At 54.1% G+C, this 15,618-nt stretch carries 15 protein-coding genes; 10 read left to right on the plus strand and 5 right to left on the minus strand.

What is annotated here, in order from left to right; genetic code table 11:
- Nucleotides 1-160: 160 nt before the first annotated feature.
- Nucleotides 161-475, minus strand: coding sequence for a DUF883 family protein (locus ACL2XP_RS04035; RefSeq protein WP_413737279.1), 315 nt, complete (start codon nt 473-475; stop codon nt 161-163).
- A gap of 305 nt (nt 476-780) precedes the next feature.
- Between ACL2XP_RS04035 and ACL2XP_RS04040 the strand changes: the two genes are divergently transcribed.
- A complete protein-coding gene (locus tag ACL2XP_RS04040) occupies nt 781-1,116 on the plus strand; it encodes a DUF2002 family protein (RefSeq protein WP_413737280.1) in 336 nt (111 codons plus the stop codon).
- Here ACL2XP_RS04040 and ACL2XP_RS04045 read toward each other — a convergent pair.
- Nucleotides 1,113-1,925 (minus strand): shikimate 5-dehydrogenase, encoded by an 813-nt coding sequence (locus ACL2XP_RS04045; protein WP_413737281.1) that lies wholly within the window; start codon nt 1,923-1,925, stop codon nt 1,113-1,115. The two genes, ACL2XP_RS04040 and ACL2XP_RS04045, sit on opposite strands and share 4 nt — an antisense overlap.
- Nucleotides 1,926-2,445: 520 nt before the next feature.
- On the opposite strand from ACL2XP_RS04045, the gene glgX reads away from it, so the two are divergent.
- The 3 genes from glgX (at nt 2,446) to ACL2XP_RS04060 (ending at nt 6,268) form a co-directional block, all read left to right on the plus strand.
- Nucleotides 2,446-4,587, plus strand: coding sequence for a glycogen debranching protein GlgX (gene glgX / locus ACL2XP_RS04050; protein ID WP_413739078.1), 2,142 nt, complete (start codon nt 2,446-2,448; stop codon nt 4,585-4,587).
- A 228-nt stretch (nt 4,588-4,815) separates the two neighbouring features.
- Nucleotides 4,816-5,670 carry a hypothetical protein gene (locus ACL2XP_RS04055; protein ID WP_413737282.1) on the plus strand — a complete coding sequence of 285 codons (855 nt, stop codon included), beginning with the start codon at nt 4,816-4,818 and terminating at the stop codon, nt 5,668-5,670.
- A 139-nt stretch (nt 5,671-5,809) separates the two neighbouring features.
- The gene (locus tag ACL2XP_RS04060) at nt 5,810-6,268 is read left to right on the plus strand and encodes a GNAT family N-acetyltransferase (protein WP_413737283.1); all 459 of its coding nucleotides are present in this window, start codon (nt 5,810-5,812) and stop codon (nt 6,266-6,268) included.
- 81 nt (nt 6,269-6,349) lie between these two features.
- Here ACL2XP_RS04060 and speG read toward each other — a convergent pair whose 3' ends face one another.
- The 3 genes from speG to ACL2XP_RS04075 form a co-directional block, all read right to left on the minus strand.
- A complete protein-coding gene (gene speG / locus ACL2XP_RS04065) occupies nt 6,350-6,934 on the minus strand; it encodes a spermidine N1-acetyltransferase (RefSeq protein WP_413737284.1) in 585 nt (194 codons plus the stop codon).
- Between the two features lie 61 nt (nt 6,935-6,995).
- Nucleotides 6,996-7,328: a DMT family transporter gene (locus tag ACL2XP_RS04070; protein WP_413737285.1), complete on the minus strand. Its 333-nt coding sequence runs from the start codon at nt 7,326-7,328 to the stop codon at nt 6,996-6,998.
- Nucleotides 7,329-7,567: 239 nt separating this feature from the next.
- On the minus strand, nt 7,568-8,422 hold the full coding sequence (locus ACL2XP_RS04075) for an alpha/beta fold hydrolase (RefSeq protein WP_413737286.1): 855 nt from the start codon (nt 8,420-8,422) through the stop codon (nt 7,568-7,570).
- A 160-nt stretch (nt 8,423-8,582) separates the two neighbouring features.
- Here ACL2XP_RS04075 and ACL2XP_RS04080 point away from each other — a divergent pair, with 160 nt between their 5' ends.
- From ACL2XP_RS04080 to ACL2XP_RS04105, 6 genes are all read left to right on the plus strand, one after another.
- On the plus strand, nt 8,583-9,245 hold the full coding sequence (locus ACL2XP_RS04080; protein ID WP_413737287.1) for a FadR/GntR family transcriptional regulator: 663 nt from the start codon (nt 8,583-8,585) through the stop codon (nt 9,243-9,245).
- 205 nt (nt 9,246-9,450) lie between these two features.
- A complete protein-coding gene (locus ACL2XP_RS04085; RefSeq protein WP_413737288.1) occupies nt 9,451-10,761 on the plus strand; it encodes an MFS transporter in 1,311 nt (436 codons plus the stop codon).
- A gap of 12 nt (nt 10,762-10,773) precedes the next feature.
- A complete protein-coding gene (locus tag ACL2XP_RS04090) occupies nt 10,774-11,529 on the plus strand; it encodes an HpcH/HpaI aldolase family protein (RefSeq protein ID WP_413737289.1) in 756 nt (251 codons plus the stop codon).
- Between the two features lie 31 nt (nt 11,530-11,560).
- A complete protein-coding gene (locus ACL2XP_RS04095) occupies nt 11,561-13,069 on the plus strand; it encodes a xylulokinase (RefSeq protein ID WP_413737290.1) in 1,509 nt (502 codons plus the stop codon).
- Between the two features lie 186 nt (nt 13,070-13,255).
- A complete protein-coding gene (locus ACL2XP_RS04100) occupies nt 13,256-14,812 on the plus strand; it encodes a methyl-accepting chemotaxis protein (RefSeq protein WP_413737291.1) in 1,557 nt (518 codons plus the stop codon).
- Between the two features lie 173 nt (nt 14,813-14,985).
- Nucleotides 14,986-15,618, plus strand: a complete 633-nt coding sequence (locus tag ACL2XP_RS04105; protein ID WP_413737292.1) for a C39 family peptidase — start codon at nt 14,986-14,988, stop codon at nt 15,616-15,618.

Below are 15,618 nucleotides of genomic sequence, written 5' to 3' on the forward strand. Positions count from 1 at the left end.
TATATTGGTTTTTAACCGCCCGGGCGGACAGCGGACAACAAAAAGCCCGCGCTTCGCAAGAAGAACGGGCCTTCATCATTATGTCTTTAAACACTCTCTTTTCCGGCTGACGGCCTGAGCCGAACTGGCGTCGAACCGGGTTACCCGAGCGGTGGGAGACTTAACGACGAGACAGCAATACCCCGAGGACAATACCTACCGCAGCGGTGATACCCAGGCTCTGCCAAGGTTTTTCAACGACGTAGTCTTTAGTTTGAATTGCGGTGTCACGGGCGTACTGGCCGATGCGGCTGGTGCCGCCGGCGCGGGCGCGGGCATCTTTCAATACGTCTTTTGCCTTGGAGCGCAGGGCGTCCAATTGTTCTTTGGTGGTTTTTTCAGACGTGTTGAGCAATTCATCCAAGGTGTCGGCTAACAGAGAAACATCATCTTTAACATCTCTTTGCAGGTCATCTTTTTCAGCTTTCGTAAACATTTGTTTCTCCCTTTTGGCTATAGATGATTTAACTGTAGACTATTCATCTGTTTCTTGCCGATATGTCGCCGGCCCGGTTGCCGATATTCCAGCCCGGGGGCCGCCCCATTGACCAACGCGCCGTTGCCGGCAACGAGCGCAGCGGCCGCTGAATGCGGCTTCTGCTGGCCGGGCTCCGCAGCGCGCAGCGGTAAAATAGCCGTTTTTTGGATTAATCCGAAAACACGCGCTGCGGCTACTGGCCAGCCGCTTAACTGATTACATTAGCTGTGATCACTTCGCTGTGACTGAAGAGAGGACAAATAATGTACTTAAGACCCGATGAAGTCGCTCGCGAACTGGAAAACTCCGGTTTCGAAAGAGATTATATCACCCGACAATGTTACGGTTACCGTAAAGGCCACCACTATGTCTACGTGAATCGGGAGGCTAAACTGGGCAGAACCGCCCTGGTCGTTCATCCCTCGCTGCGGGATAAAAGCAGTCTGTTTGCCGCTCCCACGTCGCCGGTACGCTCCAGCGACAATTACCAGGTTTTCCCCGCCGATCCGGACGGGAAACCCGATAGCCACTATGGCATACCCCACGGTTTCAGTTCCCGCGCCTCGCTGAACCAATACCTGCAAAAAATGTTTAATTAACCGCGGGCGAAAGCCGCGGCGCGCTCAACCAGCTCCACGTCCGGGCGCACGCCGGTATACAGCACAAATTGTTCCAGCGCCTGGATGGCGATCACTTCGGCGCCGGTAATCACGATTTTGTCATGCAAACGGGCAAATTGAATCAGCGGCGTTTGCGCCGGCAGCGCCACCACGTCGAATACCGTGGTCGCGTTGATGATAATTTGCTCGCTAAAGGCCAGATCATCAGCCTGCGCGCCGCCCGCCATACCCACCGGCGTAACGTTAATCAGCAGCGCGGCGTTGAGATTGTCTTCTCCAGCCTGCCACCGGTAGCCGTATAAATCCGCCAGACGCTGGCCGGTCTCCTGGTTGCGGGCAATAATCACCCCTTGGCGAAAGCCCGCGTCATACAGTGCGCCGGCCACCGCTTTAGCCATGCCGCCGCTGCCGCGCAGGGCAAAAGGAGTCTGCGGATCGATTTGGTATTGCGCCAGCAGGCGTTCGATGGCGATATAATCGGTATTGTAGGCTTTAAGATGGCCATCGGTATTTACGATGGTATTGACCGACTCGATGGCGCGCGCCGACGCGTCAAGCTCATCGAGATAGGGGATGCAGTCTTCTTTAAACGGCATCGAGACCGCGCAGCCGCGAATACCCAGCGCCCTGACGCCGCCGATGGCGGCGGCGAGATCGCGGGTAGTAAAGGCTTTATAAATGTAATTCAGGTTCAGTTGTTCATAGAGATAGTTATGGAAACGGGTGCCGAAATTACCAGGGCGGGCGGCCAGAGACATGCATAGCAAGGTATCTTTATTGATGTTCATGATAGTTATCCTGTTTGCCGTAGCTGATAGTACATGTGGCGATCGGCAGCGGCGATAAAAAACCGCGGCGGTAATGCCGTAGGCGAAAAGGATATCACAACCCACTCGGCCGATCAGGCCCTTGACCCGCCGTATCCCATGCCTGCGGCCAGGCAAAGATTACCTGCACGCGGCCTCTGGCATAACCGCAAACCGGTACTACACTCCAATAAGGCAGTAATATCACCCCGTTTTCCCCGGCCCAAGGCCGTTTGACTCCATGCCGCAACCGGCAGGATATAAGATGTCCGTCTATTGGAATCCGCTGCGTTGCAACGGCGGCGAATAAAATGGATATGCTCAAAATTATGCGCAAGAGAGGAATTTGATGGCCAAGGGATCGTCGAAGAAAAATGAAATCGTTATACCTACTACTACCACCACCATGGCGAGTAAGGTCGATAACCAAGTGGTTGTCACCATTGACGATAAAGGGGTACATATAGCCCACCCCAATACCGATAATGAAATAGTGAAGCGTCTGGATGCGGATCGCAAGACGCGGGTCAGGGAAGGGATGCCGGTGCCTCTCGGGGCGACCTGGGACGGACTGGGCGTGAACTTTGCCATTTTCTCCGCCCATGCCACCAAAGTGGAGCTTTGCCTGTTTAACGAAGAGGGCGAAGAGTATGACCGCATCGAGCTGCCGGAGTATACCGATGAAGTCTGGCACGGCTACTTGCCCGATGCGCGGCCCGGTTTGCTGTATGGCTATCGCGTCCATGGTCCCCATGCCCCAGAGGAAGGGCACCGCTTTAACCCGGCCAAACTGCTGCTCGATCCTTACGCCAAGCAGATTTGGGGCGAATTGATCTGGGACGATGCCCTATTCGCCTACGACTTCGAGGCGGAAGACAAGGATCTGAGCGTGGACGAACGCGACAGCGCGCCGTTTATGCCCAAATGCCGGGTGATCGACCCGGCGTTTTCCTGGCCGGCGAACGGTAAAAATTTTATCCCCTGGGAAAAAACGCTGATTTATGAAACCCATGTGCGCGGCTACACCATGCGCCATCCGGCGGTACCCGAGCATCTGCGCGGCACGTTTTCGGCGCTCAGCGTGCCGCAGATCGTCGATTACATCAAATCCCTGGGCGTCACCGCCATTGAACTCATGCCGATCCATGCTTTCACCGACGATCGGCATTTGCAGGAGAACGGGCTGCATAATTTCTGGGGTTATAACACGCTGTGCTTCTTCGCGCCGCATCCCCAATATATGGCCACGTCGACGGTAAATGAATTCAAGCAGATGATCGCCACGCTCCATGCCGCCGGCATCGAAGTCATCCTGGATGTGGTGTATAACCACACCGCCGAAGGTAACGAGCTTGGTCCGACCCTATCCCTCAAGGGGATCGATAATGCCAGTTATTATCGTCTGTTTCCGGAAGAAAAACGCTATTACATCAACGACACCGGCACCGGCAATACCCTGAACCTGAGCCATCCGCGGGTATTGCAGATGGTCACGGATTCCCTGCGCTACTGGGCTACGGAGATGCAGGTCGACGGATTCCGTTTCGATCTGGCCACCATCCTGGGCCGGGAAAGCTATGGTTTCGACGAGGGCTGCGGCTTTTTGGATACCTGCCGGCAAGATCCGGTGCTCAGCCAATGCAAACTGATTGCCGAACCCTGGGACTGCGGCCCGGGCGGCTACCAGGTCGGCGGCTTTCCGCCGGGATGGTCGGAATGGAACGACCGCTACCGTGATTCGGTGCGTAAATTCTGGCGCGGCGACGAAGGGCAACTGGCGGAATTCACCACCCGGCTGGCCGGGTCCGCCGATATCTTTAACCATCGCGGCCGCAAACCGCACGCCTCGGTGAATTTTATCACCGCCCACGACGGTTTTACCCTCAACGATCTGGTTTCTTATGAGCATAAGCATAATGAAGCCAACGGCGAGGATAATCGCGACGGTCATAGCGATAATATTTCGGCCAACTATGGCGCCGAAGGGCCGACCGAGGAAGCGGCGATCAACGAACTGCGCCTGCGCCAGATGCGCAATATGCTGGCGACGCTGATGTTTTCCCAAGGTACGCCCATGCTGCTGGCCGGCGATGAGTTCGCCCGCACCCAGCAGGGCAACAACAACGGCTATTGCCAGGACAGCGAGATCAGCTGGGTGAATTGGCAGATTGACGATAAAGGCGAGTCGCTGATTCTGTTTACTTACCGGCTTATCGCGTTGCGTAACCGTTTCCCGATTTTGCATCGCGGACGGTTTCTCAGCGGCAAGCTGAACGAAAAGCTCAATATCAAGGATGTTACCTGGTTCCAGCCCAGCGGCGATGAGATGTCCGAGGACGCCTGGGGCGATGCCAACCTGAAAAGCATCGGCATGCTGCTGGACGGCCGTTCGCAGCCGACCGGCCTGCTGCGGGTGGGGTCGCAAAGCACCGTGCTCCTGCTGTTCAGCGCATCCCATGAGGATGTGGTATTTACCTTGCCCGAAGTGGCTCACGGTTACGGTTGGCGGCATATTTTCGATACCTTCCAGCCCGATGATATCAATGAGCACAGCTTTGGTTTCGGCCACGCTTATACCTGTCCTTCACGTACCGTGGTGCTGTTCGAGCTGGTCAATACCAAAACCACCATGATCGTGGCCTGATAGCCGCCGCGCCCGCTTAGTCACCTTCCGGTTCCCCCGCCCCCGCCTGCTCAGGCGGGGGCCTATCCCGGCGCCCGCACCATAATCACGGCCGCCGGCCTAAATATCCGGCTCCCGCTGCCGATACTGGACATAGGCAATAATGTAGATGCGGCTCACCGCCAGGGGCAACGGTTGCCCGTTTTGAGCAACGAGGATGGCCGCGAATATCCGGGATTCAACAGGCATATGAAGACTATTGGCGAGGGGCGGTTAAGATTCATCCGGCAGTTTGAATGCAACGACAATGTACTGGCAAGCGCGGTGCATTTAATGCTGGATAATAAGTTGCTCACCCAGGCCAGGCTGTCCCGGGAATATGATTTAAGCTTTTTCCAGTCCGCGGTGTTGTTTAATGAACTGGTGAATATTAATAATTTCTTTAAAACCAATTATTTTGCCATATCCTATCTGAGCAATAACCAAGTTAACGAAGCCATCGCTCTATGGGTCAATCAGCAACGCTCGGTGGAAGGCATCGCTTTTCGCCTGGATGCGCAAATTCACGACAAACTTATTGAGTTAGCGCCCATTTTCTACAGTAAAAGGCAAGAGTTAATCTTTACCGACGGTTATGGCTCCTATTCCCAATTCAATAAAGATACCGAAATAGATCTGATCGTCAACGGCGTGTTAAGTAAGATCCTGGCACCCTATCAAAAAATGATCCTTGAGCAAGATGCAATAAAAAAATTTATTCTACAGCAGGTTAACCGATTAAGAGATGTGGCGGATATCGCCAGCGACGGGTTTGATATCCGCGCGCTGGTGCGCAATGCCGGATGGCATGTCAATTATATTACCCCTGAACGCGTGATTATCGCGGAAAATCGGGGATGCCGGGCCGCTATAACCCGCATTAACAGAAACCTGCCCGGCAATACCCTAATGCGCAGTAAAATCGACCATGGCTGCGATATTTCGGTCTATATCGATAATGCCATGTCCCTACAAGATGATTTCTATGTCAACAGCAGCTCTGAGGTTTTTACGGCCAAAGAATTTTCCAATGTTAACGTGCAAGAACAACGCATCGCCCTATAAACCGCCAGCAGTCGCCTAACGTCGCGACGCCCACTTCGTGCGGCTTGATAACATTCCGGCGGCCAATATAAGATAAACCAAAGGCGGCGGCCCCATGCCGCCATGGTTTTTTCCGTTAGCTGATTTTCCAGGTATAAACATGACCGTACGAATTACCGCCGCTACGTTTTGCCATAAAGATTTGGCCAGGCTGGTGGGCCAGTTGGATGAGTACCAATCCGCACTCTATCCCGCCGCCAGCAATCACTGTATTGCCTTGGCAGACATGAGCCGCGACCGGGCCTGGGCCTGGCTGGCAACGGTGGGAGACTATAATGCGGGATGCGTCTGCTTGTATCATAGTCCGGACGGGCAGGCTGAAATCAAACGGCTGTATGTCGATCCGGATTATCGGGGATATGGTCTCGCTTCGGCGCTGCTTGCGGAATTGGAGGCGCTGGCGCGCCAGCAGCATTGCCCGGCGCTGTATCTTGAAACCGGCATTCATCAGCCGGACGCGGTGGGGTTGTATAAGAAGCTGGGGTTTATCCGTACCGGCGCGTTTGGGCAGTATACCGACGATCCGTTGAGCATTTATATGAGCAAGGCGCTTGATTAAAACGTGTCGCCTGCTTGATCCCCAGGCATTACCCGAGCCTATGCATACCTTATCTTAATCTTGCCGGGCCGCGCGCCCATGTCAACGGAGCGTGGCCGCCGCGCCCGCGCCGCCGCCGTTCCATTGCTCCCGATTGGCCAGGTATTCGTCCTGGAAAATACACATCCTGATGGTATTGCGGTATTCGCCGTTAACGAAATACTCCTTGAGCAGCACGCCTTCCACTTTGAAACCCAGCTTGCCATAGATATGGATGGCCTTTTCGTTCTCCTGATCGACAATCAAATACAGCTTATGCAAATTGAGCACCAGGAAACCATAGTTCATGGCAAGCTGCGCGGCAATACTGGCGTAACCGCGGCCCTGGTGGGCGGGGTCCACCAATATTTGGAACTCGGCGCGGCGGTGGATATGATTAATTTCCACTAACTCCACCAAGCCGATGCCGACCCCCTCTTTGTCGATGATAAAACGCCGCTCGCTTTGGTCATGGATATGTTTATCATAAAGATCGTTAAGCTCCACGAAAGCTTCGTAGGGCTCCTCGAACCAGTATCGCATCACGCTTTCATTATTATCAAGCTGATGAACGAAATGCAGGTCTTCACGTTCCAGTGGGCGAAGTTTAATATTATAGCCATGAGATATTTTATTTTCCACGATCATGATATATGTTCTTAAGTAGTTATTAAATTGACCAATACCGAAAATTTACTACTTAAAATATCTAATGGCTAGCAGACTTAGACACTAAATTTATAACCAATACGCCAGCAATAATTAGCATCATACCCATAATTGCATAAATGTCGAGTTTTTGGCCAAAAAAGATATAGCCTGAAAAAGCAACAAAAACAATACCTAAACCTGCCCAAAGCGCATAAGCGATACCCACCGGCATGGTTTTAAGCACCAATGACAGTAATATAAATGAAACGGTATATCCAACCAGGACAATGATAGAAGGGTAAATTTTTGTAAACCCGGCTGACGCTTTTAATGAAGTGGTTGCAATAACTTCTGAAATAATAGCGATGAGGAGATACACATAAGTTATCATGCAGATTACTCTTTGATTTATCAACAGCTAGCAAGATTAGCACAACCGGATTAAATATGAAATTAGCGCATCAAACACCGACAATTATTTTTACCGGTAGTGGTTATCGTAACAGGATAGCGTTACCTGAAAATAAGGCCGCATGAACAGTTCGTGGAAACACGTTATGGAAATTGTTTTAGAAAGATATTGCAAAAAATAGGGCGCGGGTACGGCTAAGCCGCGCCAAATGAAATTCCCTACCGGCAAAATTGGATAATCTGCCGGGCAAGTTCGGCGGGATTATCCTCGGCCACATGATGTCCGGAATCGATTCCCTGTCCGGAGACCTCCAGCGCCCAGTTGCGCCAAATACCCAGGATATCATCGTATAAAATCGGCAAGTCATCCCGGGTCGACCAGATGACGCGGGTGGGGCAGCGTATTTTATGCCCGTTGCGCCGATCTTCCTCATCGTGATAGCGGTCGACGGCCAGGCCGGCGCGGTAATCCTCCAGCATGGCGTGTACGGTGAAGGGATCGTGGATCGCGCGGTGATAATCGGCATAAGCCTCTTCCCCCATTTGCCCGGCGGTAAAACCATACCATTTATCGGGATCGGCAAGGATCGCCTGTTCGGGTTTATCGGGCTGGGCAAAGAAAAACCAGTGCCACCACCGGCGGGCGAAGGGTTCAGCGCAGCGGGCCAGCGCCTCGGCGATGGGCACGCTGTCGAGCACCATCAGGCGTTCGATCGCCGCGGGAAAATCCAGCGCGGCGCGCATGGCCACGTAACTGCCGCGATCGTGTCCGACCACGGCAAAACGATCGTGGCCGAGATGTTTCATCAGCGCGACGCAATCTTGCGCCATTTTCCGTTTGCTATAGCCGGCATGATTGTCGCCGTCCGGCGGCTTGGACGATAAGCCGTAGCCGCGCAAATCCGGGCAGATCACCGTGAAATGGGGCGATAGCAGCGGGGCGACCCGATGCCAGGTGGCATGGGTGCGGGGGTGCCCATGGAGCAGCAGCACGGCGGGGCCGGCGCCCCCATGCCTGACCCGCAGGGTAACCTCCGGTAACGCAATCATCTGCAGGGTAAAACCGTCGAACATCGCATGCTGCTCCGTGGAGGGATACAGGATTAAGCATAGTCCATGATTCACCACTTTCAGAGGTGGTTCACATTTCTTAGCGTTTCATCTTGACGGTAAAAACGGCGCAATTTAAATTGTCGACAAATAGATCTTTTTTGTCGACAAAAGAGAAAAGCAGATGGCGGAAATCGGTTTTCAGGAAAAAATCAAAAAATATTTTATCTCGCTGGATCTCAAACCGGGCGACAAGATCGAGACGGAGATTGCTTTAGCGGAAAAATTTGGCGTTTCACGCTACAAAATGAGACAGGCGCTGGACGTTATGGTCCAGGCCGGGATTCTGGAGCGGGCGCCGAAGCGCGGAACCGTGATCAAGGGGTTCGATACCGATTCCCTCAGCGAGCATATTAAATTTCAGTTTGAAGTTTCCCAGTTTGATACTTTCGAATTTAAAGAAGCCCGTATCCTAATGGAACGGGCAATTTTGCCGCTGGCCGTCAGGCGCATCACGCCATCCGAAATAGCCAAAGTCGAGCAGACCATTGAGGATATGCTGCTGCATCAGGACGATCCAAAAAAAGCGGATGGATATGATCGAGATTTCCATTTATTGATTTTCCAGTCCTGCGGCAATCACGTTCTTTCAGCATTCTCAGGGGTGCTTTCAACCCTCTTCAGAAGCTCTGAATATCGCAATAAATACTGGTCGCAGGAACGAATAGTGAAAATCGCCGAAGAGCATAAGTTGATACTGTCGGCAATTAAAAAAGGCGATCCGCTTGCGGCGGTGGCGGCCCTTGATGTGCATTTGGGCTACTCGAAATTAACGCTTGCGGAATAAATACCGCTGCATTTATCGGGAGGTCAATATGGACCCACCATATTTAATAAAATGGTAAGCCCTTTGGGGTGAAAAGTTATTATATCCAATAGCATTTTGGATGGTCTGTTATTGCCAGAATAAAGCGGCCAAAAATATCGATATTCAATATTGATATGGCACCGCTTTGCCAAAAAATCAAATTTATGATTTAGAGGTGAAAATAATGGAATTAACTAAAAGCAGTAGAATTAAAAAAATACAACGAATTACTCTGGTCTTATTAATATTGATTGGCATCGTCAATTATATGGACAGGGCAACGCTATCCATTGCCAATATTTCCATTAGCGGGGAGCTTGGTTTAACGAAAGTCCATATGGGGTATCTTCTGTCCGCTTTTTCACTCACCTATGCTTTCCTGCAACTGCCGGTGGGGGCATTTCTGGATAAAACGGGCTCCCGTTTCCTGCTGGGACTGGGACTGTTGCTATGGTCCGCGGCACAATTCGCCGGCGGGCTCGTTCACTCTTTTAAAGCGTTGTTTATCACCCGGTTGATATTGGGCGCGGGGGAGGCCCCGCAGTTTCCCGCGGCGGCGAAGTCTATTTCCGAATGGTACAGCATCAAAGAACGCGGCCGCGCCATGGGCACCTTTAATTCATCCGCCGCCATGGGCACCGCCATCGCCCCGCCGATTCTTACCGCGCTGATGCTGGCGTTCGGGTGGCGCTGGATGTTTATTGTGATGGGCGTACTGGGCGTGGTGTTGTCAGTTATCTGGTTTGTGGTTTATCGCAACCGCGATCAAATACCCTTGACGCCGCAGGAGGATAATTATCTCGATCGCGGCTCGGTCATCTCCGCAACGGGCCAGGCAACCGCGCGGGACTGGTTTGGTTTATTCAAGTCATCTTCCACCTGGGGCATTTTGTTAGGCTTCATGGGGGTGGTGTATATGATTTGGATGTATTTAACCTGGCTGCCAGCCTATCTGACGGAAACATATAATATTACGTTGACCCACACGGGATGGCTGATTGTGATCCCTTATATTTTTGCCATTATGGGTTCAATCAGCGCCGGCTTTATTTCCGATCATTTGGTCATCCGCGGGTACGACATGATTAAAAGTCGCAAGTCGCTGGTGGCCGTCGGTTTGATTATGTCGGGTATTTTTACCATTCCCGCAGCCTATGCCTCTACGGTAACCATGGCCATTTTCTATATCAGCATCGCCCAATTCAGCGTGCAGTTGGCATCGGGCTCCTCATGGATACTCGTATCGTCAATTATTCCCTCCAACCAAACCGCATCCCTGGGCGGTATCCAGAATTTCGGCGGTTATATCGCCGGTTCCGCGGCCCCGGTGATTACCGGATATATGGCGCAAAGCACGGGTTCTTTTACCAGTGCGTTGGTGGTTGCCGCCTGCGTGGCGTTATTTTCCGCCATCGCCCACTTTGTTCTGGTGCGTAAGCCAATCGGTGGTAACAACCGGCCAAAAAAGGTCGCCGTTGTCGAGAAAAATGCCTGAGGGAGGAATCTGATGAAAAATAAGCTAAAAGAATTAATTGCACGCAAGATCGCCTTTGCCGGACTCACGCTGAATCTTGGCTCGACCCGGGCTGCCGAAATACTGGCGCGCTCGGGCGTCGATTTTCTGATGGTCGACCTGCAGCACGGCAACTTCGACAAAAACACCGCCACCGATTCCATCCGCGCCATCGGCGTAACGGGCACCATTCCCCTGGGACGCGTCGCGGACAATTTTCCGGGCGCGATTAACGATGTGCTGGATGCCGGCGCCCTGGGGGTGGTGGTGCCGATGGTGAACTGTGCCGGGGATGCCCGCAAGGCGGTCTCCGCCGCTTTTTATTCTCCGCTGGGACAGCGCTCGAAAGGGGGATCGGCCCCTATAGTTTATGGTGACGACTATGCGGTGTGGGCAAACGCCGAGATCATCCTGATCGTTATGATTGAAACCGCCATGGCGGTTGAAAAAGCGGCGGAGATCTTTGCGGTACCAGGCATCACCGCTTGCCTGGTGGGAACGTCGGATCTGGCCTTGGACATGAAGTGCGGCCGGGATAGCGATGAAATCAGAGCCGCTTTGGCGAAAGTTATGGCCGCCGGTAAACAACACGATGTGGCCGTAGGCACCGCTGTTGGTTCCATCAATGAAATCGAAAAGCTGAAATCCCTGGCGCCGGCGTTTTATCTTATCAGCCACGATCAGGGTTTACTCAAAGAGGCGGGTAAAACCATAGCCGGCCGGTTGATGGATGCCATGGGGCGGAATTGATGCGAACAGAATCGATCGGGAGGAGAAAGATATGCCGACACTAGCGAATAGGGAGTTTGTGCTCGGATTGGATTTGGGCACCAGTTCGTGCAAAGTCTGCGCTGTCGACCTGGCGGGCAATGCGTTGGGGGCCGTGGATGAAGAATATGCCACATTAACGCCCAGGCCGGGCTGGGCCGAACAAGATCCGGCGCAATGGCTTGAGTCCTTGGGGCGGGGATGCCGCAAGCTGTTCGGGCAACTGGGACTCAATAGCCACCGCGCCCTTGGCGTATCCGTAACCAGCGCGGCGCATATCGCCGTGCTGTTGAATCATGATGGCGCGGTGCTGCGCCCGGCGATTTTATGGAATGACCAACGTTCCCAGGAAAAAGCGAAAATCCTGGCGGAAACCTCAGGCGAGGCCATTTTCGATCTTGCCGGCAATTGGCCGACGACCACATGGTCTCTGCCGCATTTGTTATGGGTCGCCGAGAATGAACCCCGGCTCTGGCAGCAGGTCAAATATATTCTGCTATCGAAAGATTATGTGGCCTATAAATTAACGGGCAAAAGGATAAGCGACCCGGCCACGGCGGTATCCGCGATGCTTTATGATGCGAATCAGCGGCAGTGGTCCGGGGAATTGTGCCGGCTCGCGGGAATCGACCAAACGTATTTGCCTGAGCTCTATCCCATCGGCGCTGAAATTGGCAAGCTGACGTCCGCCGGTGCCGATCTACTGGGCCTGTCTCCCGCGACCAGGGTGTTTAACGGCACCCTGGACAGTACGGCGGAAACCTTTGCCGCCGGGGTGAGATCCCAGGGCGATTGCGTGATCCGCCTTGCCAGCGCCGGGGGAATTCACGGCGTCTCACATCCCCCGCGCCGGCACCGGAAGCTGATTTCTTATCCTTATGTCATTTCCCCATTGTGGCTGTCGCAGGCGGGAACCAGTAGCTGCGCATCGGCGGTCTCCTGGGCGGCCAGGCTGTTTGGCGCCGCCAAACCGGATTTTGCCGCCTGGAGCCAGTTGGCCGGGCAGTCGCCCGCCGGCTCTGCCGGCCTGATGTTTCATCCTTATTTGATGGGCGAACGTTGCCCTTATTGGGACGCCCGGCTGCGGGCCAGCTTTACCGGCATGGGCCTGCATCATGATAAATGTGATTTCGCGCGAGCGATTTATGAAGGAACGGCATATTCCTTGCTGGATGCGTGCGGGGCGCTGACCCAGCAGGACTTTGCGCTACGGCAGATTAAAATTGTCGGCGGCGGAGGCAAAAGCATCCTGTGGTGCCAAATCGTCAGCGATGTGTTCGGCCGGCCCGTAGAGTATATGCCGGGCGCCGATTCATCGTTTGGGGCGGCATTGATCGGTCTGGTGGGATTAGGGGTCTATCAATCGGTCGAAGCGGTGCCGCCGGGAACGTTAACCACGGGAGAGGAAAAATCGTATTTGCCCGATGCTGCCAAGAATGAATTTTATCAACAGGAATTCAAAAGATACCGCTACATCCAAACCAGGATTGGTGAAATATCGCATTATGAACCGGGCGATTGACCCACGTAAAAATCAATCATGATAAAACAGGGGGTTAATTCTGAGCGGCGTGGCGCCGCAAGACAGATGAAACACCATTTCAAAAATCTGTGGCCGATCACGGAACAGAAATAAAATGGTCTCCCGCACTCATCATCAAGGGTTTTATGCCGATAGACCGTTACCCCTATAAGGATGGTTATGGTCATGAAAAAATTAGTGAATTTACCCTTTATGGTTCAATTGCTTAGTGGTTTTGCGATCATCATCGCATTTATGCTTTGTCTGGGCGGCGTGTCGTTGTATCAACTCAGCACTACCAATACTCATATCGAGGCGTACCGCAATAATTGGTTGCCGGGAGTACGTTATACGTTGCAAATGCGCGGCGTCCTGGCCGAGCTACGTTTGCAGCAAATACAATATATCTCCTCGGCGACCGACAAAGATCGGGAAGGGCATCGGGCCGAGCTGATGCAGGCGGTCGCGGATTTCCGCCGCGCCCAGGACCACTACCTGGCGCTCAATACGCCCTTAAGCACCACCCCGCTGTTTACCCAGATTATCGCCAACTTCGATCAGTTCAGCCGGGCTAATGACAAGATGGTGGAAGCCATGATCGCCGGCGATGTGACGTCAGCCATTCAAATCAGCGGCGATACGTCGCGTAAATATCGCACTCAATTAATGATCGATCTCGCCGCCATGGTGGATCGCGAGGTGAGCGGCAGCGATGCCGCCGCCATGGCGGCGAGCCGGGGATATCTGATGGCCAAATATACCCTGGGGGGCCTGGCGCTGTTTGCCCTGCTGGTTTCCATTGTGCTGGCGACTTTGATTTCCCGTAACCTCTGGCGCCAACTGGGTGGCGAACCGGCCTATGCGACGGCCATTATGCGCAAAATCGCCGACGGCGACCTGACCACCGGCATCAAACTGCGGGCCAGGGACGGCAACAGCCTGCTGGCGGCATTGAATACCATGAGCCAGCAGTTGCGGCACACCATTGGCGATATCGTAAGCGGCAGCGAGTCCATTTCGGTGGCCTCGGGACAAATCGCCCAGGGCAATACCGACCTTTCCCAGCGCACCGAAGAGCAGGCGGCCTCGTTAATCCAAACTTCGGCCAATATGCAGCAGTTGACGCAAACCGTGCACCAGAATGCCGATAACGCCAAACAGGCCAGCGAGCTGGCGGCCGTCACGTCGCGTACCGCGACCCAGGGCGGCAAGGTGGTGGCTGAGATGCTCACCCATATGCGCGACATCTCGCAAAGCTCGAAGAAGATCGTTAATATTATCTCGGTGATTGAGGGCATCGCCTTCCAGACCAATCTGCTGGCGCTTAATGCGGCGGTGGAGGCGGCGCGGGCCGGCACCCAGGGCAAGGGGTTCGCCGTGGTGGCCAGCGAAGTCAGGACGCTGGCGCAAAAGAGCGCCGATGCGGCCAAAGAGATTAAAACTTTGATTGAAGGCGCGGTGGATAAAATCAGCGCCGGCTCCGAACGCGCCGACAACGCCAGTAAAGCGATGACGGATGTGGTGCGGTCGGTTGATAAAGTGACGGCCATTATCCGCGAGATTGCCAACGCCAGCAACGAACAGCACCTGGGAATCCAGGAAGTGGGACAAGCGGTCGCGCAGATGGATCAGGTTACCCAGCAAAACGCCGCGCTGGTGGAACAGGCCGCCGCCGCCGCGCGCGCGCTCACCGAGCAAGGGCTGGAATTGCGCAACGCGGTGAGCTTTTTCCGGACCGCCTGATACCGCTTTATCCTCTTTGCCGCAATGGCGGGGCGGATTTACTGGCGTCACGCGCTCCCGTGCGTTAAAACCTATTGATGGTTGTTAGGCTTGGAGCGCTTATTTTATGACGACGATCGCGGCCGCTTTGCCGCAGGGTGTTATCTCTTTGCGGAACATCATGGCGTAAGGTTATGGCCATCGAGCATTATCCTTATATTTCCCAATGGGCCGACCCCGCGGACAACCGGCGGATATTGGCGGGGGGCGATCCCTGCGATCATCCGCATTGGCGGCAATGCTCCGGATTCACCTCGGCCCAGGAGTACCGTTTCTGGTCGTGGCGCCTGTGCGGCGTGGCCTGTTTTCAATCCGTATTATTGCGCCGCCGCGGGCTGCGCCTTGATGCGGCCCTGCTCACCCGCCACGGCATTTGGCGGCAGGCCATGGCGGCCAACGCGTTTATCCCGCAGCCCGATGGTTCGGTCCTGGGCCTGATCTATGCGCCTTTCGTGCGGATGATCGGCCAAATCTATGGCATAGCGGCGACGGTGGATGCCGCGTTCAGCCAGGAGCAATTAGCCGGTTATCTGGCAGCCGGACGGCCGGTAATGGCGTCGGTCACGCCGCTGGTGCGCCATGCCCGCGGCATCAATCCCGATCCTGGGCGCAACGGCGGCCATCTGGTGCTGTGCTACGCCCTGGATCGAGGCAGGGTATGGTTTAATAATCCTTCGGCGACCGAAGCGGAGCCGTTTCACTCGTCGCTGCCGCTGGACGTGTTCTATTCCTGGTGCGCGGGACGGGGCGTCATATTTTGCCGGTAA

The sequence above is a fragment of the Sodalis sp. RH21 genome (genome assembly GCF_047324175.1).
GTDB lineage: Bacteria > Pseudomonadota > Gammaproteobacteria > Enterobacterales > Enterobacteriaceae > Acerihabitans.